This window comes from Pedobacter sp. CAN_A7 (assembly GCF_015752175.1).
In the GTDB taxonomy this organism is placed as follows: domain Bacteria; phylum Bacteroidota; class Bacteroidia; order Sphingobacteriales; family Sphingobacteriaceae; genus Pedobacter.
Genome location: NZ_JADOUW010000002.1, coordinates 1025727 through 1051732, shown reverse-complemented (window position 1 = coordinate 1051732; position 26006 = coordinate 1025727). Strand labels below are relative to the sequence as shown.

Here is a 26006-nt window from a genome sequence, read left to right as displayed (position 1 = left end):
ATCATGATGTTTTTAAAAAATGGAGCTTGTAACTCAAATCTAACTGATCATAAACGATAAAACCATGTTTTTTATACCAGGGAAGATTTTGTACCGTCGATGTTTCCAGAAATACAGGTAAACCTCGCTCCTTTCCCAGGTTGAGCAATTCTTTTAACAACTGACTACCCAAACCTAAATGCTGTGCATTTTGGTCCACTCCAATAAACCACAAATACATTTTATCGCCGGCTGGCTGTATGGCTTTGATCATCTTTTCCCTTTTCAGGGCTTTTTTAATGGACGTCAGGCTGATTGTATTTAGAGCCAGTTTCAGGTCGAGCATTGCTGACTTAAAAGATTGCTTTTTTTGATGGGGATATAAAATCAATGCACAGGCCTTCCTATCGTCGGTTAAATAAACTTCACCAAACAACATACATTGTTCAAAAGAATAGTCCATGAGCTCCCGGATACGCAGTAACCGGTTATGATTTTGACGAATCAGGTAATTGACACTTTTGTTTTTATTGAAGGCGTTGGTTAATATTTCGGATACTAAACTCTTATCGGCGTAGGTAGCTTTAATCATAGGTGCGGGCAATTTACACTAAAGCTCCTTTCTTTTCATGGCTGCTACTGCATAATCTACAGCTCTTGCTGTTAAAGCCATGTAAGTGAGTGAAGGATTTTGTGTAGAAGTTGAGGTCATGCATGCACCATCGGTAACAAAAACATTCGGACAGGCGTGAACCTGGTTCCATTTGTTCAGGATTGATGTTTTAGGGTCATGCCCCATTCTGGCGCCACCCATTTCATGAATATCCAACCCAGGGGCTTGTGAAGCATCATTGGCTTTAATATTTTTAAAGCCTGCTTCAGTAAACATTTCTGTAAGTTGCTCCAGGTAATCTTTTTTCATCTGCACATCATTTTCATCATAATCCACAGAAATATTTAACAAAGGCATATCCCAGGCATCTTTCTGATCAGGATGCAGACTTACGTAATTACTTTCTTTGGGAATAGTTTCGCCCATCATGTGCGAACCCACTTTCCAGGGACCTATTGTCGGATGAAGAAGGTTTTCTTTCAATCCGGCACCTACCCCTGAAGAATCCCTATCTGAAGACCTGTAGGCACTAAAACCAGCGGCATATCCCCTTTTAAAGTTAGTTTCTTGTTTATATAAATTCCTGAACCTCGGCAGGTAACCACCCCCGGCAGGGTTTCTTCCATCGGTGGTAAATTGTTTAAGTCCATCGTACTCGGCGCTAATACGGGCACTATAATTATGGAAAGCCACATATTTACCCAACTGTCCATGGTCATTACCCAATCCTTGAGGAAAGCGCTGAGATACGGAGTTTAATAAAATTAAGTTCGTGTTTAAAGCCGCAGCATTGACAAACACCACTTTGGCATAGTAATCAATAACTTCTTTGGTGTTCGCGTCCATGACCCGTACGCCGGTAACTTTCTCCTTTTTATCATCATAAATCACCGCCTGTACCACTGAATTGGGTCTTAGGGTTAGGTTTCCTGTTTTTGCAGCCCAGGGTAATGTAGAAGCATTGCTGCTAAAATAGCCACCAAAAGGGCATCCTCGCTGACAAAGCGTACGGTTTTGGCACTGTGCACGACCCTGATCCAGGTGTATTTGGTTAGGCTTAGATAAATGGGCACAACGGGCACTAATCACATGCCTGTTCTCATACTTGCCGGCAACAAACTTTTTAAAATAATCCTCTACCGCATTTAATGGAAACCCTGGCAAAAACTCGCCATCAGGCAGTGCTGCTAAACCATCTTTATTACCTGATATACCGGCAAACTTTTCTACATAACTGTACCATGGCGCAATATCTTTGTATCTGATGGGCCAGTCCACAGCGAAATCATCCCTGGCCGGACCTTCAAAATCCAGGTCGCTCCAGCGTTGTGTTTGTCGCGCCCAAAGCAAGGATTTTCCACCCACCTGGTAACCACGGATCCAGTCAAATGGCTTTTCCTGCACATAAGGATGCTCCTTATCCTTCACTACAAAATGCATGGCATCTTCCTTAAAGATGTAACACCTGCTGGCAATAGGATTTTCTTTTTGGATGGCAAGCTTGGGTTCACCTAGATGTTCGAACTCATAGGGGTATTTATTGGTGGTGGGATAATCTTTAAGGTGCTGCACATCACGTCCTCTTTCCAGAACAAGCGTTTTAAGTCCTTTTTCAGTGAACTCTTTAGCGGCCCAGCCTCCACTAATTCCTGATCCGATGACAATGGCATCAAAAGTTTGTGCCTTTTGGGCATCTATATTAAAATTTGACATGAGTTTAAATTAAGCAGTTTTTACAGGAAAATAACCATTATACCTACCGGGAACCAGTTCCCATTTACTTAGATTGGTCATCACATATTGTGAATTAAGGTATCCATCAATAGTGCGGCGTTTGAGGATCTTATAGAAAGTCTGCCCATCTTCAGCAGTCATTTTTTTATTTTCAAGTTCAAGCAAGGCTTTTTCCCGTTCAGCTGTAGCTAATTTCGAGAAAGGATTGCCGAATTGTTTTTCTGTGTGCTCCTGAAAATCAGATAAACCCTTAAAAAAGGCATCTTGCTCTGCTTTTTCATAACAATCATCGAGCATCTTTAAAACAAAGAGGTGCAGTTTCAATTCTTTACCACCTGGTGTAGTGGTTTTTGGAATCATCGTTTCCACTACTTCAGCAAGCAGCATCTCTTGATCCAGGTCGACATCAATGTTTTCTAACAGGATGGACGACTTCCCCGAATCCCTTAAACACGAAGGAAGCAAGGCCATACCACCAGCCATAATGAGTATTTGTTTAATCGCAAGGCGTCTTTCCATAGTGGGATAACTTATTAGTAGATTAAAGTTAATACAATCTTTTATAAGTCTTAGAAAAACAGGATATTTACAAAGCTTGGTAAAGCAAAAATTAGCGCAATGCAGGAACAATAAATAATGGCTGAAACAACAACCAGAAAAGAGATACTTATTCAGTCCGCCACAAAGTTATTTGGCACCCATGGTTACCCTAAAACCACAACGGCTATGATTGCCGGAGATGCCAAGGTATCAGAAGCTTTAATTTTCAAACACTTTCAAAGTAAAGAAGGCTTATTAAAAGCCGTCCTTAAATCAGGCTTTACCACCGTTATATTAGGAAACAAGGGCATGTTAGATGAACGTAATCCATCTGCCCTAATCCAAAAAGTACTGGAACTTCCCATCCAGCTGGTAAACCGGCAACCAGAATTCTGGAGAATGCAGGCCCGAATGTCAAACAATGTAGCCGCACAGGAAGCACAGAAGAACTTTATGCAGCCCATCCATAAGATTTTGGTATCGGCCTTTGCAGAACTGGGTTATACTGAACCGGTGCACGAAACTAACCTGCTTTTAATGGTTGTGGATAGCTTGTGGAAAAACATGGTACGTGCCGAACCTTTGGATAGCAAGGGTATGATTAAGTTTCTACAGAAAAAGTACAAGTTACAATCACCGCAGTAAGAAATAAATGGCTCCTTTATGGATCCATAGGTTCGTCGAAGTCCAATTGAAGTGATATGGCTAGCGGATAAAACTCAGCCTCCGTATCACTTAAACGCTGGCCATTTTTATACGGTCGGTATCCCAATTCTTTCTCACTACGCTGTGGCACTGTATCGGTAATGTAATAACTCTGCGATTTCAACGTCGAGGTAATGGCCGGTTTTTCCATGGGAAAACCATATCTAAAAATAAGCCTCGAAGCATTACGCATATTGGTGGTGGTATGACGGGCATGTGGCTCCATTAAAATAGCATGCTCAGGTATATTTAACGTTTCCATCAAGTAATTTTTCATTTCCTGTGCTTCATTAAACTTGGTTTTATAGGGATGCACTGCCCCTCCTGACACCATGATAAATGGCGCAAGCCCTTTATGGTATTGCAATGCAGCCAGCCTGCACCTTAACATGCCCCCACCGCTCAACGCTACACCCGGTTTATCCGGTCCGGCACCTGGCACAAGAATTACAGAATATTTATAATTATCCCACTTTACTTTTTTACTATGTTCATAAGCCGCCTTATTCACGGTTTTTTCCATCGGTTCAAAATCAGCTACCTGGTTACGTTCATCAAGTTCTAAACTTTGCAAAGCAAACAACAAGGATGGTGCGAAAAACAATGAATTGCTTGTTGTCTGGGCCAGTGATAGATTTGCACTAGCCTGCACCAGCTGGATATAACTTTTACTGGACACCGTATAACTTAGCGAATCGATATTTGGATAATTGGGTTTTTTGCCACCGGCATAAACAGCGATGGTATGATTTATAGCCTTTGCATCATGCTCCCAGGCTTTTCTCAACATTTCTTTATTTCTCAACATTTCTTTAGGCGCCAGGTTGGCAAATAAACCATAATGCCCTGAAGCAATGAGGTGCTGGCTAAGCAATTTACCCAACTCATTGTCGTTGCGATATAAACTGACCAACCTGGCTCCGATCAATTCAATTTCCTCATCATTAAATTGCACGGCCTTTACCACGCAGCTTAATTCTTCGCCGCAATTTTTAAGGGCCTGTTCTATCTTCAGGCGTTTATCAGCATTTATTTTAACTAAAACATCATCCTTCTCTACCAGCGCTTTTACTGGCTTTAACTGATTAATAAGATTTAAAAAGTAGTAGTTTTTAGACGAGACAAAGTTATCTGCATATAACATTTGATATTTAGGATCTGGATTGACTTGTTGTGCAAATGTAATTGATGTGATAAGCAGAAATACGAGGAATAGACAGGTAGATTTCATTCCCTAAAAGTAAAACCGCAATGATAACTATTTGTTAAATCCGCGTTGTGTTGTTGTTACCAGAAGGTTTTAACTTCTCCTAACATTTTAACATCATACAATTAGCTACGCCATTTATTACCTAAACATTACTCTACCAGAAACGAAGACGTTTGAGGTGCGGTGACCAGGAATAATTAAACCTGGTTTTTCACCCATTTAATTAGCGAACTATTTAAACTTGGTTAACTTATGATTTATTCTTTTTCCTTAGCCTTATGGAATAACTAAAAACCATACATCCTTTACTTAAAATAAATAATTCACTTAAACATTAAGGCTATGTTCGGTTCCAAAATTGATTTATTCAGAGAAGAGTGGTTAGAGGTAATTTTTGATCGGAAAAACAAAAGTTATGGGGCTTATGCGCTTCGCAAACAAAGTGCAGCAGATACCACCAAATCCTTGGTTTATGCGAGCACGGTGTTTATTGCACTTTTTCTCGCCCCAAAAATCATCAATCTCATCAGTGGAGCATTACCTGATGAGGCCATCACCAACCAGACCATTGAAGTGACCGTGGTTTCGCCCCCACCTGTAAATCCGGATCTTCCTACACCTCCACCAGTGGAACCTCCGCCACCAAAAACCGATCAGGTAAAATTTCCACCGCCCATTGTAAAACCGGATAACATGGTGCGTGATGAGGAGCCGCCTCAAATTACGGATTTGAAAGCTGCAGATCCAGGTCAGAAAACCATTGCCGGTGATCCTAACGCTGACATTGTCATAGCAGGTCCAACAGGCGATGGCCCGAAACAAGCAGCGGTTGTAGAAGACAATGAAGTATACACGATGATATCCATAGAAACCCAACCAGCATTTCCAGGTGGTATGGAAAAATTTTATGCCTACTTACGTAAATCAGTAAAATATCCTCCTATGGCGGCCGAAAACAACATTCAAGGGAAGGTCTTTTTGTCTTTTGTAGTGGAGAAAAACGGGGAATTGACTGACATTAAAGTGGACCGTAAGTTAGGTGGCGGCACCGACGAAGAAGCGATCAGGGTGTTAAAGGCTAGTCCGCGATGGACACCAGGCATTCAAAATGGAAATGCTGTTCGTGTGAAATATAATATTCCAATCAGCTTTGCTTTAGCGCAATAAAGGTTACTATATATAGAGTGGCCGTGTTTATAAAACTATAGACACGGCCACTTATCATATTTAAACACATTAAATTTGCCCAGATAAATCCTTGCCGCCATCGTCTACTGGCTTTCGGTGCCAATAGGAAGCAAGCAACGATCCTGTAATGTTCATAAATGATGAAAAGATCACCGGTGCCAAACCTACAGTTGCAATTTTCCCCATGCCCTTTGCCAATCCCGAAGCTAATCCACCATTTTGCATACCAACTTCAATTGCAATGGTACGGCAATCTCGCTCACTCATGTTAAACAATCTGCCTGACCAGTAACCTAACAAGTAACCGCAAAGGTTATGTACCAGCACAAGTAAAACAAGCAGTAAGCCTACATTCATTAAACTATCCCGTCCGGCGGCAGTGATAATTACAATTATCCCAATAATTCCAAACATGGACAGAAATGGCATAGCGTTATCAAACCATTTCATTTTCCCACTAAAAAGTGTATTAAATAGCAATCCTGCACCGATGGGTATGATGACCATTTTTAAAATATCCAACATCATATGCAGTACATTGATCTCTACAAACTGGCCTGCTAAAAGCTTCATCAAAAGAGGTGTTACCAGTGGTGCAAGCATAGTCGAAATAGCCGTAATGGTAATGGATAATGCTAAATTGGCTTTTGCCAGATAGGATATTACGTTTGATGCCATTCCGTTTGGCGAGCAACCAATCAGGATGATTCCTGCTGCTATTTCAGGGCTGAAGTCAAAAAAACGCATTCCTGCGCTGGCTAAAGTGAAGCCAAGTAGTGGCATGATGATAAAATGGCTGATTACCCCTAAAAAGACTCCTTTTGGAGCTTTTACAACACCTACAAAATCGTGGAAACTCATGGAGGTTCCCATGCCAAACATAATAAGTTGAATAAGCGGAATGATAAGCGAAGCAAATTTAAATCCATTCCACTCAACGAAAAGATGCGGATAAAACAGCGCGGTTACTGCTGCCGCAAAAATCAAGATGGTATAAGAGAACCCTTTTAATGAGTTGTACCCTCTGAACCCGACCGACAAGGCGACAAATGATGGTATGAGAAATAAACCTGAACGTGCCGTCTCGCCTGAGAGTACAAAACCAATTGCGATAAGCAGCAGAATTATAGCCAAGGCAAGCATTGATTTATATAGTGATATATTTTTCATTGATTAGGTTTAGAGCAAAAGCCGAGGAAACAATCCGGCTTTTGCATGGGTTACGTAAATAACTATTCGAAATAAGGAATGCCGGGAGTAGCATATTTTTTAAGGCCTTCTTCATTGATATCCACCCCTATTCCTGGCTTGTCAGATACGGTAAGAAATCCTTTTTCTATCCAGGGTTTATCATAAATAACAATTTCTTTCCATTTCGGGTCGACGTCAAAATAGGTCTGCCATTCCATAATCTGAAAATTAGGAACGGAAACACAGCAATGGGCTGTTGCCATAGCACCAAGTAGTGATGCGACCATATGTGGAGAAAAAGGCACATAGTAAAGATTTGAAAGGTTGGCTATTCGCTGACCTTCACTCAGACCTCCTGCCTTTTGGAGATCAGGCATGATGATGTCCACAGCGCCATCTGACAAAAGTCGTGTGAAGCCATAAGCGAGGTATACGTTCTCTCCCGCACAAATTGGTGTGCTGGTTTCATGTGTGATATATTTGTAGGCATCTACATTATCCGCCGGAACAGGTTCTTCGAGCCACATTAAATTAAGAGGTTCCAACAACTTGGCCATTCTGTGTCCTGTAGTTGCATCGTATCGACCGTGCATATCCACGCAAATGTCAATTTTGTTTCCGACTGCTTTTCTTGCAGCAGCTATGGCATTATACATTCGCTCAAGCTCAGCCGGACTTGCGGTCCAGTTGAAGCGATCATACTTATTTGGATCATTTCCAGCATCTATATCAAATTTAATTGCGGTGTATCCTTTTGCAACCGAACCCGCAGCCGCCTTAGCGTAATCTTCTGGAGTAGGCAGGTTACGGGTGTATAAAGCGGTATCACAATAAACTCTACATTTATCACGAAACTTGCCACCCATAAGCTGGTAAATAGGTAAGCCAAGTGCCTTTCCTGTCAAATCCCACAGTGCTGTTTCAATGGCCGACAGTACGGCAATATAAATTCCGGATTGAGCCCCACCGAAGAAAGCACCTTTTCTTAACTGCTCAATCAGACGATTTGGGTTAAGAGGACTCTGGTTAGCAATCTGCATACCAAGCCGTTTTACAAGATGGTAAGTTCCGCCCACAGCATCTACTCCTTCACCATAACCAATTATCCCTTGGTTTGAACTTATTTTCACGAAAAGACTACCGCCGGAATAGGCACATGTTACCTCTGTAATTTTAAGATCCGATGGTGCGGAAGCCTTAGATGTCCGCTCGTTTGCGTCGATCAATCCCTGGCCCCAGCTTAGCGCCGGAGCACTCAATAATCCCGCCCCGGCCAAAGCAGTTTTAGATAAGAAGGAACGCCGGTTCTGTTTTAATGACATATGTGATAGGTTTAAATTATAAAAATGTAGTGTTATACAATTACCAAGTCCTGGATTTAAGTAGTTCCTGGATCTGTTCTTTTGGAACCGGGAGTTTATCTATATGTGTATTGAGCCATTGGGAAAAATCACGCTCAATATCTTCTGACCAACGCGCATCAATTTGCCCGGCACTATATTTCCCTTCCCTGAGCCGCTCATGCCCAAAGAGGTCACGCAAGCGCACTACTTCCGATGTTTTAATAACTTCTTCAACTAAATGCGCCGGTATGAAGGCTACCGTACCTTCACGGCCCAAAACGGCATCTCCTGCCATAACCGTTGCGTTACGGATCCTTGTTGGGCGGTTAATCCCGATCAACATGGTATTTAGTGCTTTAGGATCGGGATTATGGTAAGAGGGGTGATAGCTTGTGAAGAAAGAGGTAAAGCCTCCCAATTCTTTCAGCCCTGAGATATCACGCACTGCTCCATCGTATACAATTCCATTCCCCGTCTTCGCATAAATTGCATTGGCGACATTATCTCCAATGGTAGGGCCGTCAACATGTGCTCCGAATTGGTCTGCCACATAAACATCACCTTTAACAAGCAGGTCAACCGGCCAGCTATTCTGACCGCGCTTGCCTTCCTTCTTTCCGCGGTCATCAATTGCTTTCCAGATATCCGGACGACCAGGCATAAAGGTGGCGGTAACTGCTCTGCCTACAAGTACACTATCTCTATTAATGGTTTCCCAACCTTCCGCATATTGATAAGCGTAACCTTTATTCTTCATCACAGCCCAGGCCTCTTCATGGGTAACAAGTTTTAATCGTTTTAATAGGTTATCCCCTATCTTAGGACGTCCGTCTGCAAAACGCTCACCTTTCCAAAGCGGCGTAAGGAAAAGCATTTCCTCCTTTGAGATTTGTTGCGAATAACTCCTGAATGGCATGGTCACTAGCGCAGCTAGTACCAGAAAAACGGTAAATTTCATTTTATTCATAGTGTTTAGTTTTTGATTGTATTTATTAAGCTAGCTTATATGCTGACGTCAGCCCCCCATGATAAGATTTTGAAGAACTACTACCCCTATCAAACCAATAACAGATACCATACTTTCCATTACCGTCCATGATAAAAAGGTTTCCCGCAGTGTCAGGTTGAAATATTCTTTAAACATCCAGAATGCAGTATCATTTATATGGGAACCGAATAAGCTACCTGCACCAACGGTTAACACAAAGAGTTCTGGCGGAATGCCTGTTTTTTCTACCAGCGGAAAAATCACACCCGCAGCTGTTAATCCTGCAATGGTAGCAGAGCCTAGACTTAGCCTCAAACCGGCCGTAATCAACCATGCAAGAACCAACGGAGGTACAGCGCAATTCAACATCCAGTTGCTTATTTCTGAACTCAGGCTGCTATCAACCACAATCTGCTTCAACATTCCGGCACTGCCGATAACGAGCAGGATCATGGAAATATCCTTTACAGATTCAGCATAGCTATTCATTAAGCTCCTTATACTTTTTCCTGTAGATAACCCCAGGCTCACACTACACACTATCAGTGACAAAAGCATAGCAATTGATGGCTGACATAGAAAGTCAGCCGTGTACTGCAGCGCAGTATTTCCTTTACTTACTAAACTTAATAGCGATGCAAAAGCAATAATTAGAACCGGAGATAGGGAGCATAAAATGCTATTGAACGCACTTGGCATGGGTTCTTCCGCTGAAGAAGAAACGATAATTACTGAAGCCTCATTATCCTGCCTGTTTTTAAAGGCAGTGGCAAATAGCGGCCCTGCGATAACTATGGCAGGAATGGCAATAATAATACCGTACACAAAAGTTTTTACAAGGTCTGCTTGAAATTGTATGGCAAGAACCATTGCAGCAGGATGAGGCGGTAAAAAACCATGCATCACGGAGAGCGCGGTAAGCATGGGAAGACCGATATATACCTTTGATAATTTATAGTGATGCGCAACAGAAAAAATAATGGGTACCAGCAATACAAAGCCTACATTGTAATATAAGGGAATACCCACAACAAAACCAGTAAATGCCATTGCCCAAGTAATGTACTTTTCACCAAATAGTGTACGAATAGTACTAGCGATACGATTTGCGGCACCACTATCACCAATCAAACGCCCTAACATAGCGCCAAGCACAATAATAACCAGGATTGAGCCAAAAGTATCGCCGACGCCTTTATTTATAGAAGCGACAAGCGCTGTTGCCGACATTCCTAAAAGGAATCCGCAAAGGATGGATATTAGTAAGAAAGCCAGAAATGGATTCCACTTCCATTTTGCAATGAGCAGTACGAGGAGTACAATACAGGAAATAAGAATAGTCATGTTCATGTGCCGAGATATAGGTTAATGTGAATCACGCAGCACCTCATCTCCCGATTTTCCGATAAGAAAGTCCAGATCTGCTCCTTTGTCAGCTTGCTGAACATGTCTTACATACATCCCCACATATCCCCGATCCGTCACATAAGGCGGCCTAAGCCAGTTCTTTCGCCTTATGGCTAATTCTTCGTCGGAAACATTGACATTGATTCCGCGGTTTTTGGTATCGAGTGTAATCATGTCTCCGTTTTGCACTAAAGCCAGGTTCCCACCAATGGCCGATTCCGGAGATACGTGCAGTATTACAGTCCCATAAGCTGTCCCGCTCATTCTGCCATCCGAAATTCTCACCATATCGGTTATTCCCTTTTCAAGGAGTTTTTTTGGAAGAACCATATTTCCAACCTCGGGCATTCCTGGATAACCCACAGGTCCTACATGCTTGAGGACCATGACACAAGTTTCATCAACATCTAAATCCGGGTCATCCACACGCAAATGATAATCTTCAATATTTTCAAAAACCACTGCCCTGCCTGTATGCTGCATAAGTGAAGGGGTTGCAGCTGATGGTTTCATCACAGCACCGTTCAGTGCCAGGTTCCCCTTTAACACCACAATGCCAGCTTGAGCGATTAGCGGTATCTCATAGGTACTGATGACTTCACGATTGTGGCAAAGGCAATTTCCAACGATGTTTTCTCTATGCGACTTTCCGTTTACCGTGATCGTATCCAGCGCCATCTTATCGCCCAACTCATTCATGATCACGGGGATACCGCCTGCATAGTAAAAATCTTCCATCAGGTATTTTCCCGAAGGCATCAGGTTAAGAAGTAATGGGATATTACTTCCAAGACTATCGAAGTCTTCCAGTGGAAGCGCTACACCAATTCGGCCGGCAATGGCAGTCAGGTGAATAATAAAATTCGATGAACCACCAATTGCCGCATTTACTTTGATGGCATTTTCGAAGGCTTCACGTGTTAGAATCTTCGACATCCGCAAATCTTCTTTCACCATTTCAACAATCCGCCTGCCCGACATACGGGCCAAAACTTTTCTTCGCGAATCTACGGCAGGAATGGCCGCTCCACCGGGCAGGCACATACCAAGCGACTCTACCATACAAGCCATCGTTGATGCCGTCCCCATTGTCATGCAGTGACCGGCACTCCTTGACATGCAGCTCTCTGCAGCCAGATAGTCTTCCTCCGTAATTTTTCCCAGTTTTAAATCATCAGTTAACTTCCAAACAGCTGTACCTGATCCGATCTGTTCACCCTTGTAATGTCCATTTAGCATAGGCCCTCCAGGAACCACGATCGTTGGCAAATCGACACTTGCCGCGCCCATCATGGTGGAGGGCGTCGTTTTATCGCAACCCGTTAATAGCACTACCCCATCCATTGGATTACCGCGAATAGATTCCTCTGTATCCATACTTGCCAGATTGCGAAAAAGCATGGCCGTAGGCTTAAGTAATGTTTCACCTAAGGACATCACAGGGAATTCCACTGGAAAACCTCCAGCTTCAAGCACCCCCTTTTTTACTGCCTCAGCAATATCGCGAAGGTGAGCGTTGCAAGGAGTAAGCTCAGACCAAGTGTTGCATATTCCAATCACTGGCCTTCCGTCAAACATATCATCCGGTATCCCCTGATTTTTCATCCAGCTTCGGTAAAGAAAACCCATTTTACCTTTTTTGCCGAACCATTCAGAGCTTCTGTAAGTACTCATCATTTGTAGGTTAATTATTTGTTAGTACGAATTCCGTTCACTATTCTCCAGATGCCAAGTGGATTTTCATTCTTTAATTCTTCTGGAAGCAGGGAAGCTGCATAAGATTGAAAACAAACAGGCCGTGTAAACCTAAAAATAGCCGCCGTGCCAACCGATGTTGATCGGGAGTCGCTTGTCGCAGGATATGGACCGCCGTGAACCATCGCATGGCTCACCTCTACTCCTGTGGGAAAACCGTTAATTAAAACCCTTCCGACTTTCTGTTCCAAAACATCAAAAAGTTCTTTATACTCCACTAAATCTTCCTCCGTTGCATGAACAGTAGCAGTAAGGTGCCCGGAAAGTTTTTGAGCAAACTGAAGAAGCTCATTTTTGGAGGGTATCGCCACTACAATTCCTGACGGGCCGAATAATTCCTCTTCAAGTGAGGGATCCTTACTGAATACGGTATGATCTGCTGAAAACAGCGTGGGTATTGGATGTTTTTCCGACGCCAGATTACTGGCAAGTATAGCTAAAGCCGGATTCGATGACCGTTCACTAACACCTCTCGAATAAGCTGTTTCTATTGATTCTGTAAGCAGCGCGTGCGTGGTTGCCTGACTGATTCCTTCTTTTAATGTGCCAAGAAACACCTCGTTATCCTGCGCACCATCGTCCTGATAAATCAGAAGTCCTGGATTGGTGCAAAATTGTCCCGCACCCATTGTAAGGGATTGAATGTAACCAGAAGCAATGGCACTGTGATGTTGTTTTAATGCCCGGGGTAATACAAATACGGGGTTTGAGCTCCCCATTTCAGCATAAACTGGTATGGGGTGAGGCCTTCTGAAAGCAGCATCCATTATCGATTTCCCAGCTTTATAAGAGCCTGTGAAACCAACCGCTTTGATTGCAGGATGGGTAACAAGTGCAGTACCTATCGAAGGCCCGTCGCCATGGATCATGGAAAACACACCTGCTGGAAGTCCGCAAGCTGCTGCTGCGTTCAAAATTGCTTTACCTACAAGTTCGCTGGTTTTCGGATGAGCCGGATGTGCTTTAAAAATTACCGGACAACCTGAAGCAAGCGCCGAAACGGTATCTCCCCCTGCTACAGAAAAGGCAAACGGAAAATTACTTGCACCAAAGACTGCAACCGGCCCAAGGGCAATCAGCATCGATCGAAGATCTGGTTTTGGAACAGGGGACCTGTCGGGAATAGCAGTGTCAATACGGGCATCTATCCATGACCCCTCTGCAATAAGTTCTGCAAAAAGTTTGAATTGGTTGATGGTACGTCCCACTTCCCCTTCCAATCGAGCCTGTGGCAAGGCAGTCTCCGCTCCACATACACTGACGAGCAGTGCTTTATTCTCGGCTAGTTCATCTGCGATCTTCAGTAAAAAGGTTGATTTATCACCGCCAGACTTCTTACGATAGCTAGTAAATGCGCTTTCTGCTAATGTCGCCGCCATGTTTACCTCTGTTGAAGTAGCCTTATAAAAACGAATAGGAGATTCATTACCCGTTGCAGGGTCGACAGAATGAAAATATTCCGTTCCATCTGCCAACTCCTGATAACCGATCAATTGCTTACCCAGTATATTGCTAATATCCATATATTATTGTGTAACTGTGTTAGTTAGTGTGCCGATTCCATCAATAGTAATACTAATGGTGTCACCGATAGCTAGCGTAAAATTGTCTGACGGAACGATTCCGGTACCTGTCATTAAATACACGCCATGGGGAAAAGACATTTCAAGAAATAGATAGGTTGAAAGTTCTTTTAACGTCCTTTTCATTTTGCTTAATAATATAGCATCCGAAAAAAGCTCAACATGATCCCTTTTTATGGAAAGGCTTATTTTAGTGTCTGGATCAATGGGATTTTCAGGAACATACAAACAAGGCCCTATCGCTGCTGCACCATCATACGACTTTGCTTGAGGAAGATATAATGGATTTTCACCTTCAATATCACGTGATGACATGTCATTACCTATAGAGTATCCCTCAATAGAACCTTCAGAACATATAAATAATGTTAATTCCGGCTCTGGAACGTTCCAGGCTGAATCTTTACGGATGCGGACTGCACCGCCATCTCCAATTACCCGGTAAGGCGCAGATTTGAAAAACAATTCCGGACGATCTGCATCATATACCCTTGAATAAAAATCTCCGCCTTTAGCATCCTTTGCTTCTTCTATCCTGGCTTCGCGACTACGCAGGTAAGTTACACCCGAAGCCCATACCTCCTGGCTGTTCAATGGTACCAATCTAGCTTCCGGAAGAACCTCTCGTTCCATCTGCTGATCTGCTGCACAATTATCTATTTCTTCGAGCAAACAGGAATATAAAAATTGACGGTTAATAAAGCTGTCCCAATCACGATCAGGAAAAAAATAAGCCTTACCTGAAAAATTAATAACAATGGATTCTGGAGTGCGGTATATGTGCATAGTTAGGTTTTGGTTAGATAAATGCAAGTTTGTTAATTTAAATAGCTACCGATTCCATTAATATTCACCGTTGATTTTTATACAAAACATCTAAAGTTATTATGTAAACTTGTGTTCAGACATTCCATCCTGAGCAACGACCAAAGACCAAATGAACCAATTCCTACTACAGCAAAGTACGTCAAGGGAACTCGAGCGCTTTCCCCACATGATTGAGTTTGCGCTTAAGCGGATCAACACGTTGCAATTAGATGAGTTTTATCAGGAGGCTCCAGATCTGGTCCGCGTTTATTATATTATAGAAGGAAAATTTGAGTGGCAAGTTCAAGATCAGAATCATACGCTTTATCCAGGGGATGTACTGCTGGTACTTCCGAAACAGAAACTTACTGGGCAGGAACGCATTCTAAATGTTGGAACATTATGCTGGTTAAAGATTAAGGTTTCTAACCAGGCTAACAAGCCAACCATGAGTCCCTGGAGTGGATTAACGCACCCAGATATTCAAACCATCTGGCGTATTCTCAATGTGAAAGATTGTCGCTCCATTATAAAGCTTAAAGATGCCGGCACTTTTTTCAACTCCATGTACGTTGAATTGGTAAACCGGGAAATAGGTCACTATACGCGAATAAACTCGATGTTAGCAGATCTATTCATTCAGTTCACCCGTAACATCATTAATCAACGTACGTCCAACCGAGACTTCCCCCAAATATTTTTGAAGCTCGATCAAACCCTGCGTCAGGATTTGGCTCATCAATGGACCGTAGAAGAAATGGCCACGATCGCTGATATGGGAACTACTACTTTTACCGAAAAAGTTAAAAACTATTCCGGATTTTCACCTCTTAATTACCTCATCAACATTAGGATTTCAGAAGCCATCAAACAGTTAAAAAAATGCAATGCGAATATTACCGAAATAGCCTTGAGCACCGGATTTTATTCATCACAACACTTTGCAACTACATTTAAAAAATTAACAGGTTATACACCAAGTCAATTCCGTAAAAAGAATTTATCCGAATAATATGAATTGCATTATCACTATAGAAATGGGCACCAATGCGGTGAGGATTTTTGCATTTAAGATCGATGGTACACTGATCGGCTCAGCTAAAGGGCACTATCCTACTTTTCATGAAGAGCAGGACTATAGCGAACAGGACCCAGAACAAATGTTCATCACCATGCTTTTTGTGCTGAAAAACCTCTTAATAGAAAAGATTCATCCGCAAAAGTACCGGGTAGACAGTATCTGCTTTTCTGCATCCATGCATAGCTTACTGGCAGTGGATAAAAATGGGGTTCCGCTTGGAAATGCAATAACCTGGGCAGATAACAGGGGAAAGAAAGAAGCTACGGAACTTAAAAATTCTGCCTTAGGCACAGAAATCTATAATTTAACAGGTACACCAATACACCCCATGTCGCCCTTAGTAAAAATTGCCTGGATCAAAAACAATTTACCAGAAAGGTTCAATAAAACATGGAAATTCCTTTCCATCAAGAGTTATATCATTCAGCAACTAACAGGACAATACGTAATGGACCAAAGTATTGCTTCAGCAACTGGACTTTTTAATATTCACAACCTTCAATGGGAACAGAAATCACTCGATTATGCGGGAATTAACAGCGATAAGTTGCCCGAGCTGTGTGAGGTGTTTTTCTCAGACCTTAAACTGCGGAAAGAGTATCTTACTTCACTAAAGCTCGACAGTAGTACACAAATCATTGTAGGCTCGAGTGATGGGTGTATGGCTACACTAGGTGCAGGTATTTGGGACGGAAACAAAGCTACCATAACCATAGAAGACAGCGGAGCCTTCCGGGTAGTCAGCGATAAGCCCATTCAAGATGAGAAACAACGATTATTTAATTATGTGCTCACCAAGCAGCACTTTATATCAGGCGGTCCTACAAACAATGGCGGATTAATCTTCGATTGGTTTAATACGCAGTTCGGCGATTCAAAAACAGGCTTCAACAGTGATCTTTCAGCAGAAGGCCTGATAGAAGAAGCCTCGGAAGTAACTGTAGGATCCAATGGTGCACTTTTTTTGCCGTATTTACTTGGCGAGCGTGCTCCAATCTGGGATGCTAACGCCAGGGGAGTATATTTTGGACTCAATATCCGCCATGAACGCAAACATCTGGTCAGAGCCACTATAGAAGGAATAATCTATGGAATATACAACATAGGGCAGTCCATGGCAGCACATCGCACCATTAAATCCCTCTCCCTTAACGGAAGCTTTGCAACCATTCCATTTTGCGCACAGATGATTTCAGATGTATTTAATAAACCAGTCGGTATTATAAGTGAACGTAATAGTGTAGGTAAGGGTGCATTCTTACTTAGTGCTATTAATATGGGAATTTATAAAAATATAGATGAAGCTGCCAGATCGGTTACTTTGCCTGTTGATTATAAGCCCAACAAACAAAATCACAAAACTTACAACGAATATTTCAAAATATTTGAACGGCTAAGTGTCAAATTAGCCGATGAATTTGAAGCCATCTCCCTTCTTCAAGAAAAAAACACATCATAACCCCAAGCTTTTGTATAACATTCACCGCTGAAAAGATTTGGAAGTATGTAGATTGATTAGGCTATACTTTTACTAGATAACCAAACTATAAACCAAATCATTAACCATTCTTCCTAATTATGGCAGCAAAACTTTTATGCATTTACCGCAACTTGCGGGGTAGACATCTATTGTCTCTATTATCTTTATTACTGGTGTCGTATGTTTCTCAAGGGCAAACAGTTACCGGCAAAGTATCAGATCAAAATGGCGAACCGCTTGTTGGTGTTTCTGTTTCCATAAGAAGTGCTAATCTCGTGACCAGCACCAATGGCTCGGGGCAGTATGTTATACAGGCCGCTCCCGATGCAACACTTTCTTTTAACATGATTGGCTTTAAGCAACAGGAAGTGGCGGTTAACAAAAGAACCGTAATTAATGTAGTGCTGACCGAAGATTCACAGAATTTAAGTGAAGTTGTAGTCACCGCCTTAGGTATCAAAAAAGACTCCAGGAAGCTGGGCTATTCTGCAGAAACGGTTAAATTACAAGAAATCCAGCAAAACCGCACCACGAATGTGATGACTTCTCTGGAAGGCAAAATCGCTGGTCTGGAGATCGCTCCGCCCTCGTCCGGTGCAGGAGGAAGTAACAGGATCCGCTTGAGGGGCCAGGCAGCTTTTTCGGGTGCTAACAATTCTCCATTAATTGTAATTAACGGCCTGCCTATGGACCAGGGCGCTCGGGGGGCAGATGGTAACAACGCACTCGATTTAGGCGATAATCTCCAACAAATCAATCCTGATGATGTGGAGACAATGACGGTATTGAAAGGTGCTACAGCAGCAGCTCTTTACGGCTCGCGGGCAGCTAATGGCGCTATCATCATTACCACGAAAACAGGAAAAAAGAATTCCAAGTTTGGGGTAGAAGTCACTTCTAATTTTTCCACAGATGAAGTACTTGATTTTACCGATTTCCAATATGAGTATGGCCAGGGGCAGGCCGGTGTTCGTCCTGCAACACAGGGAGCGGCAATTAGTACCGGGCAATTTGGCTGGGGAGAAAAATATGATGGGGTGCCTACTGTACAATTTGATGGAATAAGCAGACCATATTCGCCCCAAAAAAACCGGATAACAAATTTTTACAGAACCGGTACATCCGCCATCAATTCTGTTGCATTATCCGGTGGTAATGCAACTGGAAGCTTTAGAACATCATTCTCCAATCAGGATGTAAAAGGCATTTCCCCTAATAATGACTACCATAAAAAAATCTTTAACCTCGGCGTTAATCAAAATGTTACGGAAAAACTATCTGTTCAAGTAAACATTAACTATACCAACGAGCAAAATGAAAACCCTCCTCAGGTAGGTGTGCAGGGTTCTGGTGCACCAAACTTCCTTTACCGGATGGCAAACTCCATATCACTGGATGTACTTAAAGAGAAAGCGCTAGCTGACAATGGCATTACAGAGCGGCAGACATCGGGATTTCAAACCACCTTAATAAACCCTTATTTTTTAATGCCAAGGCAATTCATTCGGAGTAACCGCGACAGGTTCCTAGGTACGACTACGGTAAGGTATGACTTTTTCAAATGGCTATACTTACAGGGAAGGGTTAATATGGATTATGCTACCCCGTTTCTTGAACAAAACACTCCAACGGGCATGGGTAGCTCTACTCCATTTAACGGCACAGGGGCAGGATATAATGGCAACTATTCGGTGAATTCCAGCACCGAAAAACAGATGAATATGGATTTTTTGCTCGGTGTTAACCGTGAATTTGGAAACTTCAGCTTCGATGCCAGTATTGGTGGAAACAGATTTACCATCACTAATAAAAACGTAACCCAAAGTGTAACGGACTTTACTGCCATAAACCTTTACTCCATTGAAAACGGTATTACCAAAGACCAGAATTTCGGTATCTACCGTGAACAGGTAAACTCCTTATATGCCTTTGCAGATATAGGTTATAAGAACCTGTTATATTTAAACGTAACGGCTAGACAAGACTGGTTTTCTGTACTTGATCCAGCCAATAATTCATACTTATACCCTTCTGTGAGTGGTAGTTTCATATTCTCTGAATTGTTAAAGGGCTCTTCCTGGCTCAACTTTGGTAAATTAAGAGCCACATATGCCGATGTAGGTAGTGCCAACGGAATCACTGCATTTTCCAATCGACTTGCATATGGAGTAGAAGCAAACCCCTATAACGGAATTAGTCTGGGAACCATACGAAACGTCAATAGTCCTAATCCCCTGATCAAGCCTTTTGGTGTAACTGAAAAAGAAATTGGCCTGGAATTAAAAACATTTGGTAGCAGAGTTAATTTTGATATTGCCTTCTATGATAAAAAAACAAGTGACCAAATTATTATCGTACCGGTATCTAATGCTTCCGGTTATACCGGAACGCCGCTAAATCTTGGGTCGCTACAAAACCGGGGTATAGAATTGTTGGTTGACCTGCTCCCGGTGGTTACTCCAAACTTCAGGTGGAATACATCTTTCAACACCGCATTTAACGACTCTGAAGTACTATCACTTGCACCGGGCGTAAACCGGCAGATTGTTTCTCAATTTGGTGGAAATGAGTTTATCGGCTCTCTGGTTTACGAAGTGGGTAAGCCATTAAATCAACTTGCGGCAAGAACGTATTTAAGAAATGACAACGGCGATATTGTTGTCGGCGCCAATGGCCGCCTTTTAGCCAATAACACCGATGTGCTGTTTGGAAGCGGCACACCGAATTACACCGGTGGATGGAACAACTCCTTTCATTACAAAAAACTTTCTTTATTAGTACACATAGATTTTAAATTCGGAGGCAAAATACTCTCTTCTACACAGCTTAATGGATTAAGACAAGGGCATACAAAAAGTTCTTTGGTAGGTCGTGAAGGCGGTGTAATCTTTCCAGGGGTATTGCAAGATGGCAGTCCGAACACGGTTGCCGTAGATCCGCAAACATTTTATACAGATTACCGTACCCTTCAAATCGCAGATCCTTTCATTTATAAAGCTGATTTCGTTAAATTAAGAAATATCACCCTGGCATACGACTTTTCTGATATGATCGGAACTAAATGGAAATTTGTAAAGGGGCTCACTTTATCGGCTTCATGCCGAAACGTGCTCTTTATCAAAAAATACATAGACGACCTTGATCCGGAAGCCTTCGCATCCTCAGGCGACAATAGGATTGGCTATGAACAAACTACCCTACCGACCACCCGTAATTACGGACTTAACCTAAATGTAAAATTCTAAGATTGGCATCATGAACAGATTAAAATATTATATATTTTCATTCCTAATTGTGTTTTGTCTGCAAAGCTGCGACAAAGACTTTGAAGAAGTAAACACCAATGATTACGCATTGACGGAAATTAACCCTGCGTTATTATTTGCTAATGCTCAACGACTGACCAGCGGCGGCTTTTATGAAGCTGAACAAACAGTAGTTCAGCAGTTTGTAAACGCGTATAATCTTGGTGCTACAGCCGGATTTAATTTTAACGAGGATAACAACATTTTTAATGTACCCCGTTGGAACGATAATTACCCCGGTCCGGTTAAGTTTATTGAACAGGCTATAGAGCTGGTAAAAGACGACCCGACACGCAGTAATCTGTACAACGAAATTAGAATATGGAGAGCATACATATACATGACTTTAGTAGATACTTACGGCGATGTACCTTACAGCGAAGCAGGCAAAGCATATATAAGCGGTCTTTACTATCCCAAATACGATAAAGATGAAGTGATTTATGAAGATCTTTATAACGAAATAAAATCGGCAACCGCTGCCCTATCACCCGATAAAGACCAGGTTAGGGAAGAACTTTTCTTTGGTACTTCCGGCTCTACGGCTGTTCAGGTAGAAAAGTGGAAGAAACTCGGCAATTCACTACTCCTACGCTTAGGCATGCGGTATTCTAAATTAGATCCCAGCAAAGCAGCATCCATTGTGCAGGAGGCTTTTAATGGCGGCGTAATGGCCACAAATGCCGACAATGCCTACATTCTCTATAATGCCACCTACAATAACCCGCTTAATAATGTAATTAGAACCGGAAACTTATATTATTTTTACCTGGCAGAACCGTTTGTTAACAGACTAAAAGCTTCGTCTGATCCACGATTAAAGTACATTGCTGGGAAGTATGCAGACCCTAATCAGGCTTTAGCTCAAACTCCGGATACAACCATGGCAAATCAGTTTGGTTTCCCTATAGGTTATGACCAGACAAGTGTACGCAATGCCCCCGGGTACAGAGGAACCAGTGGTACAGGTCAAAACTATTCGCAGGTGAACTTAAGGGTTGTTGGTAGCGCCACAGCACCTATATTCTTCGTAACTAATGCGCAAACAAAGCTACTCCTGGCCGAAGCAACTTTCCGTGGCTGGCTTCCTGCTGGCGCTTCTTCTGCAATGGATTATTATAAAGCAGGTGTTAAAGCTTCCATGGAGGAGTATTCCCTATATCCAACTGTGCCTAGTCCAGCTATTCCGGTTAATGCACAAGATAGCTACTTATCGCATCCAGAGGTTGTTTATACCAATGCTAATGCACTTGACCGTATTAACACCCAATACTGGATTGCCTCCTTTGGAAACGGGGCAGAGTCTTTTGCCAACTTCCGTAGAAGCGGATATCCCACATTGACACCAAACAATTATAATAACAACTTACAAGGCGGATTTGCCAGACGTTTTTCTTATCCGAACGAAGAATCTGCTAGAAATAGTGAAAGCTATCAGGCGGCAGTTGCCAGTTTTGGTTCAGATAACCCCCTCACCCGAATATTTTGGGATAAGCAGTAATTTGCTACCCCCACAATAGTTTTATTATGTCTGTCGTTTGCAAACAAAGGCCGTCTATGATGGCTTTTGTTTAATTGCTCTAATGCTTTTTATACCTCAGCACGGTAAAAGAGTAAGGTTGCAATGCTATCCGACCGCTGGTGTCTTTTAGTTCAGAAACCACTGGTCTCGCTTCCCTTTCTGAGGGTTTGCCGGCAAGGATAGTCTTCATTACTTTCCCCGTTCCAGTATTGGCTCCTGCTAAATCAATTTCCAGATCTACAGCTACAGGAAGAATATTTACCAACTTTACAATCAGGTCCCCAGTTTCACTATCAACCACTACTGATGAAGATACCCGCTTAATCACCTCTTCTGCCGTGGAAGTAAGCTTTAAAATACTTGGCAAGTATTTGTCTCCAGCGTTTTGCCCATAAAGTTGTTGTACATAATATGAAACGGTAGGTTTAACTTCCAAATGATTAAAATAGACCAGGTCGGGATTCCACTGTGTATGGCCTTCTCGGGCCAATAATGGTGCGTAAGAAGTCATGTGCACCACATCTGCATTTCTTTCTACACCCGTAAGATAAATTGCTTCAGCCAAAGCCGTTTCCAGATTAGTTTTGTTTCCACCTGGCACACTAGCAGCATATTCACCAAGGTACACCTTAGATTTGTTGCGGTCATAGCTATCATAATAATTCTGGTTATTAATGAACCATCCCGGCGACTGGTAATAATGTTCATCTACCATGGGCACTTTAAGGTCTGTTGCAATCTTCCATCCTTCCACATAATCAGTTCCTTCAAAAAAGGGCCCAACGGTACCAATAACGGTAATTTCAGGGTGGCTTTTTTTCAGTGCATGATAGATCATGGTAAATCTTTCCCTAAACAGCTCTGTGATGAGGTCTTCATTTCCAATTCCAATATATTTGAGGTTAAAGGGAGCTGGGTGACCAGCTTCAGCTCTTTTCTTTCCCCATTTAGTATCAATGCCACCATTGGCGTATTCCACCAAATCAATGATATCCTGAATATACGCGCCCATCTCCTCCATCGGTATCCCACCTTGCTGACCGCCACCTCCAGTCGAAGAGTTTTGACAAGGAACCCCAGCCGCCAATACAGGAATCGGGGCCGCGCCAATATCTTCGCAGAATTGAAAATACTCAAAATAGCCAAGACCTAAAGATTGATGGTAGCCCCACAGGTTACGGTCGGGAACACGGCTTTCAAGTTTTCCTATGGAGTTTTTCCAATTATAGATATTGTCAAGCCCATCGCCATGTGCAACACAACCACCTGGAAACCTGACAAACTTGGGGTGGATATCTGCAATTACTTGCGCCAGATCCGCTCGAAGGCCATTCTTTCTACCCTTGAATGTTTTTTGAGGAAAGAGGGAGACCATATCGATCCCAGCCGTCTCCCCCGCAAGAAGTTGTAATTCCAGGTGTGCGTCAGCTGCATCTACTTTGGGCTGAAGTACAGCAGCGTACTTTTGCCATCCGCTACCCTTAGGGGTAATCGTAGTCTTTGCCAAAACGCCCAATTTTTCGCTCACCAGCCTGACCTCCATTAGCACTCCAGCTTTGCCAAAAAAGTTTAAAACTATAGAAAAGTCATAAGCGTCACCAGCTTTTAATGGAATGGCATCGTAACCAGAATTTAGAAGAGCTGCACCCGCCTGTTGAGCAGATAATACTGCGTAATGGGGGTTGTTAATATGCAAAGGCGATACTGAGTCTATGGTAAGGTTCGCGCCTTTTCCCTTTAAACTCCAGGAATGTTTAGCGTTCCAGTTTTTATCCTGGAACCTTTTATCTCTAGGGTGGTATTCAAAGTCCCTATTTTGAATGAGTTCGGCATACAATCCGCCATCAGCAGCATAATTAATATCTTCAAAAAATCCTCCTATCAACATGTTGCTGATGGTTTTGGCTTGTTGTGGTTGCACAACAAGTTTTGCCGATTGAGGTTTCAGCCCCTTGAAACGTTGCGGGTCCTGACCAGTATTTTCGGCATTCCTAAGCGCTTTAAGCTGACGCAGTTGGTGACTTTTATTCAATGCGTTAACCACTTCCCAGGAAACCCTGTGTACCTGGCCCATAACGGTATCTTCTGCTAATTTCACCTGCAATGTGTTAGTGCGGTATTGGGTGGCATTTACTTCTTGTGTAGCGGTATAAGCTTTAAAATCGCGTGTGGTGGTACGAAAATATTGATGTGCAGCATCCATATACACAATAGTATAGATGCCAGTTTTCCGATCAAAAGAAATCACAGGCTTAAGTACATTTTTACACTTTTTAACATAGGGATAACTTTGTGGGCCCCAATAGATCAGGTCTTTTGAACTGGCCTGCGCAAATTGGAGACTATGCTCATTCACGCTCCATATCACTTCCCACTGACCACCCTTACCTCGTATAAGATAGGGGTCATCCATTCTTTTTTCTGAACCCCAGGCTCCAAAATCACTCTTTAAAAAAACATCACCATTTCCTACCTTATGCCAGTTTTGTTTGTCGGTGCTCCAGGCAAATCGCAGGCCGTTGGTGCCATGGGATAATAGGTATAGAGAATCAGGAGCGTCAGTATATTTCTCTGTAGCAAATGCTGATACACAAAACAACAAACCTAGAAATAAGCAGGTACTCAGTAATTTTCTATACATAAGAAAAAGGTTATTACAGTTCATATTTAGGTTAAAGCGCTATTGAGTTGTCCAACTATATGAAAGTCTCAGCTCTTTTTATTGGTCAGGTTGATAAAACTGGACATATGATATGGAAAATCAGTTGCCAGATTATGATCAGGTACCAACGTGATATTTAAGGCTTTCAGGTAAATATTTGGTCAATGCATTCAAAGATATAATAATCGTTAAATAGACGGTTATTAATTATGAACATTTTCATAACTATCGACATTTGCACGATAATTCCATGACTAAACGATTGGGAGATAAATAATTACTGGATTAGCCAACAGCTAATTCATTGTTAACGCAGCACTCGAAGAAACAATAATATTATTAGTTTGCCAGCGCTAAATTGATATGCGCTAAATGATGTTTAAGATGCCATGAAGACATTGCAACAGCCTGCGCTTGGTTTATATGGAATGCTCTTAATGGATGGTAGTAAGCTACCTTCAGCTCTTCGGCTGACAATGATCTAATCAGGAACAAATATCTTTTGGTTACGCCTTCAAGCATGAGTATGGAATCTTCAATAGGCGCATTGATTCCATCTTTGGTATTAGCCCATCCATCCATGTCAATCAGCGTTACTGGTGTGTAATCGGGTTCGGTGACAGCCTTCTTCATTCTTAAAAAGTGGAGCATCTGTATATCTGCAACATGATGAATTAATTGCTGAACATTCCAGCTCCCTGGGCGATAGGTTTTCGACAGATCCTCCGCATTTACCGAATTAGCAAGGGCTTTATAAGCAGCAAGTGAATCTTCCATATCCTGTATCAGAGAAGCAAGTTCATCAGGAGGATATTCATCCTTTTTTATAAAAGCACCAATAGGAAATTTAAGGTGGGTGGTGTCAAAAGTATTTTCCATATTTTAAAAATAGTATGAATAGCGTAATGAGGAA

19 protein-coding genes are annotated in these 26006 nt (G+C 42.3%); 6 read left to right on the top strand and 13 right to left on the bottom strand.

Annotated features, from left to right (window positions below):
- Position 1 precedes the first annotated feature (1 nt).
- Genes IWX76_RS10650 through IWX76_RS10640 form a run of 3 tightly spaced genes read right to left on the bottom strand, consistent with a single transcriptional unit; the run spans position 2 to position 2845 of the window.
- Positions 2 to 571, bottom strand: coding sequence for a GNAT family N-acetyltransferase (locus IWX76_RS10650; protein WP_196859865.1), 570 nt, complete (start codon positions 569 to 571; stop codon positions 2 to 4).
- A gap of 18 nt (positions 572 to 589) precedes the next feature.
- Positions 590 to 2305, bottom strand: coding sequence for a GMC oxidoreductase (locus IWX76_RS10645; RefSeq protein ID WP_196859864.1), 1716 nt, complete (start codon positions 2303 to 2305; stop codon positions 590 to 592).
- Positions 2306 to 2314: 9 nt separating this feature from the next.
- Positions 2315 to 2845 carry a gluconate 2-dehydrogenase subunit 3 family protein gene (locus IWX76_RS10640; protein WP_196859863.1) on the bottom strand — a complete coding sequence of 177 codons (531 nt, stop codon included), beginning with the start codon at positions 2843 to 2845 and terminating at the stop codon, positions 2315 to 2317.
- Between the two features lie 117 nt (positions 2846 to 2962).
- Between IWX76_RS10640 and IWX76_RS10635 the strand changes: the two genes are divergently transcribed.
- Complete coding sequence (locus IWX76_RS10635) at positions 2963 to 3511, top strand: TetR/AcrR family transcriptional regulator (RefSeq protein WP_196859862.1); 549 nt, start codon at positions 2963 to 2965, stop codon at positions 3509 to 3511.
- A 16-nt stretch (positions 3512 to 3527) separates the two neighbouring features.
- Here IWX76_RS10635 and IWX76_RS10630 read toward each other — a convergent pair whose 3' ends face one another.
- The gene (locus IWX76_RS10630) at positions 3528 to 4802 is read right to left on the bottom strand and encodes a YdcF family protein (protein ID WP_196859861.1); all 1275 of its coding nucleotides are present in this window, start codon (positions 4800 to 4802) and stop codon (positions 3528 to 3530) included.
- A 321-nt stretch (positions 4803 to 5123) separates the two neighbouring features.
- Between IWX76_RS10630 and IWX76_RS10625 the strand changes: the two genes are divergently transcribed.
- A complete protein-coding gene (locus IWX76_RS10625; RefSeq protein ID WP_196859860.1) occupies positions 5124 to 5948 on the top strand; it encodes an energy transducer TonB in 825 nt (274 codons plus the stop codon).
- Between the two features lie 69 nt (positions 5949 to 6017).
- Here the strand turns inward: IWX76_RS10625 and IWX76_RS10620 are convergent, their stop codons facing one another.
- The 7 genes from IWX76_RS10620 to IWX76_RS10590 all read right to left on the bottom strand — a co-directional run bounded on the left by IWX76_RS10620 (position 6018) and on the right by IWX76_RS10590 (position 15022).
- Positions 6018 to 7139 (bottom strand): bile acid:sodium symporter family protein, encoded by a 1122-nt coding sequence (locus IWX76_RS10620; RefSeq protein ID WP_196859859.1) that lies wholly within the window; start codon positions 7137 to 7139, stop codon positions 6018 to 6020.
- Between the two features lie 62 nt (positions 7140 to 7201).
- On the bottom strand, positions 7202 to 8419 hold the full coding sequence (locus IWX76_RS10615) for a mandelate racemase/muconate lactonizing enzyme family protein (protein ID WP_334641698.1): 1218 nt from the start codon (positions 8417 to 8419) through the stop codon (positions 7202 to 7204).
- A 103-nt stretch (positions 8420 to 8522) separates the two neighbouring features.
- Positions 8523 to 9377 (bottom strand): RraA family protein, encoded by an 855-nt coding sequence (locus tag IWX76_RS10610; RefSeq protein WP_334641697.1) that lies wholly within the window; start codon positions 9375 to 9377, stop codon positions 8523 to 8525.
- 141 nt (positions 9378 to 9518) lie between these two features.
- The gene (locus IWX76_RS10605) at positions 9519 to 10841 is read right to left on the bottom strand and encodes a gluconate:H+ symporter (protein WP_196859857.1); all 1323 of its coding nucleotides are present in this window, start codon (positions 10839 to 10841) and stop codon (positions 9519 to 9521) included.
- Between the two features lie 15 nt (positions 10842 to 10856).
- Positions 10857 to 12575 carry an IlvD/Edd family dehydratase gene (locus IWX76_RS10600; protein ID WP_334641695.1) on the bottom strand — a complete coding sequence of 573 codons (1719 nt, stop codon included), beginning with the start codon at positions 12573 to 12575 and terminating at the stop codon, positions 10857 to 10859.
- Positions 12576 to 12586: 11 nt separating this feature from the next.
- The gene (locus tag IWX76_RS10595) at positions 12587 to 14176 is read right to left on the bottom strand and encodes an aldehyde dehydrogenase (NADP(+)) (protein ID WP_196859856.1); all 1590 of its coding nucleotides are present in this window, start codon (positions 14174 to 14176) and stop codon (positions 12587 to 12589) included.
- Positions 14177 to 14179: 3 nt separating this feature from the next.
- Positions 14180 to 15022: a fumarylacetoacetate hydrolase family protein gene (locus IWX76_RS10590; protein WP_196859855.1), complete on the bottom strand. Its 843-nt coding sequence runs from the start codon at positions 15020 to 15022 to the stop codon at positions 14180 to 14182.
- 151 nt (positions 15023 to 15173) lie between these two features.
- Between IWX76_RS10590 and IWX76_RS10585 the strand changes: the two genes are divergently transcribed.
- The 4 genes from IWX76_RS10585 to IWX76_RS10570 all read left to right on the top strand — a co-directional run bounded on the left by IWX76_RS10585 (position 15174) and on the right by IWX76_RS10570 (position 22410).
- Positions 15174 to 16055 carry a helix-turn-helix domain-containing protein gene (locus tag IWX76_RS10585; RefSeq protein WP_196859854.1) on the top strand — a complete coding sequence of 294 codons (882 nt, stop codon included), beginning with the start codon at positions 15174 to 15176 and terminating at the stop codon, positions 16053 to 16055.
- 1 nt (position 16056) lies between these two features.
- The gene (locus tag IWX76_RS10580) at positions 16057 to 17583 is read left to right on the top strand and encodes a gluconokinase (RefSeq protein WP_196859853.1); all 1527 of its coding nucleotides are present in this window, start codon (positions 16057 to 16059) and stop codon (positions 17581 to 17583) included.
- Positions 17584 to 17702: 119 nt separating this feature from the next.
- Positions 17703 to 20849 (top strand): SusC/RagA family TonB-linked outer membrane protein, encoded by a 3147-nt coding sequence (locus IWX76_RS10575; RefSeq protein ID WP_196859852.1) that lies wholly within the window; start codon positions 17703 to 17705, stop codon positions 20847 to 20849.
- Between the two features lie 10 nt (positions 20850 to 20859).
- The gene (locus tag IWX76_RS10570; RefSeq protein ID WP_196859851.1) at positions 20860 to 22410 is read left to right on the top strand and encodes a SusD/RagB family nutrient-binding outer membrane lipoprotein; all 1551 of its coding nucleotides are present in this window, start codon (positions 20860 to 20862) and stop codon (positions 22408 to 22410) included.
- 79 nt (positions 22411 to 22489) lie between these two features.
- Here IWX76_RS10570 and IWX76_RS10565 read toward each other — a convergent pair whose 3' ends face one another.
- Positions 22490 to 25072, bottom strand: coding sequence for an alpha-L-arabinofuranosidase C-terminal domain-containing protein (locus IWX76_RS10565; protein ID WP_196859850.1), 2583 nt, complete (start codon positions 25070 to 25072; stop codon positions 22490 to 22492).
- Between the two features lie 360 nt (positions 25073 to 25432).
- A complete protein-coding gene (locus IWX76_RS10560; RefSeq protein WP_196859849.1) occupies positions 25433 to 25972 on the bottom strand; it encodes a DinB family protein in 540 nt (179 codons plus the stop codon).
- Positions 25973 to 26006: the final 34 nt, after the last annotated feature.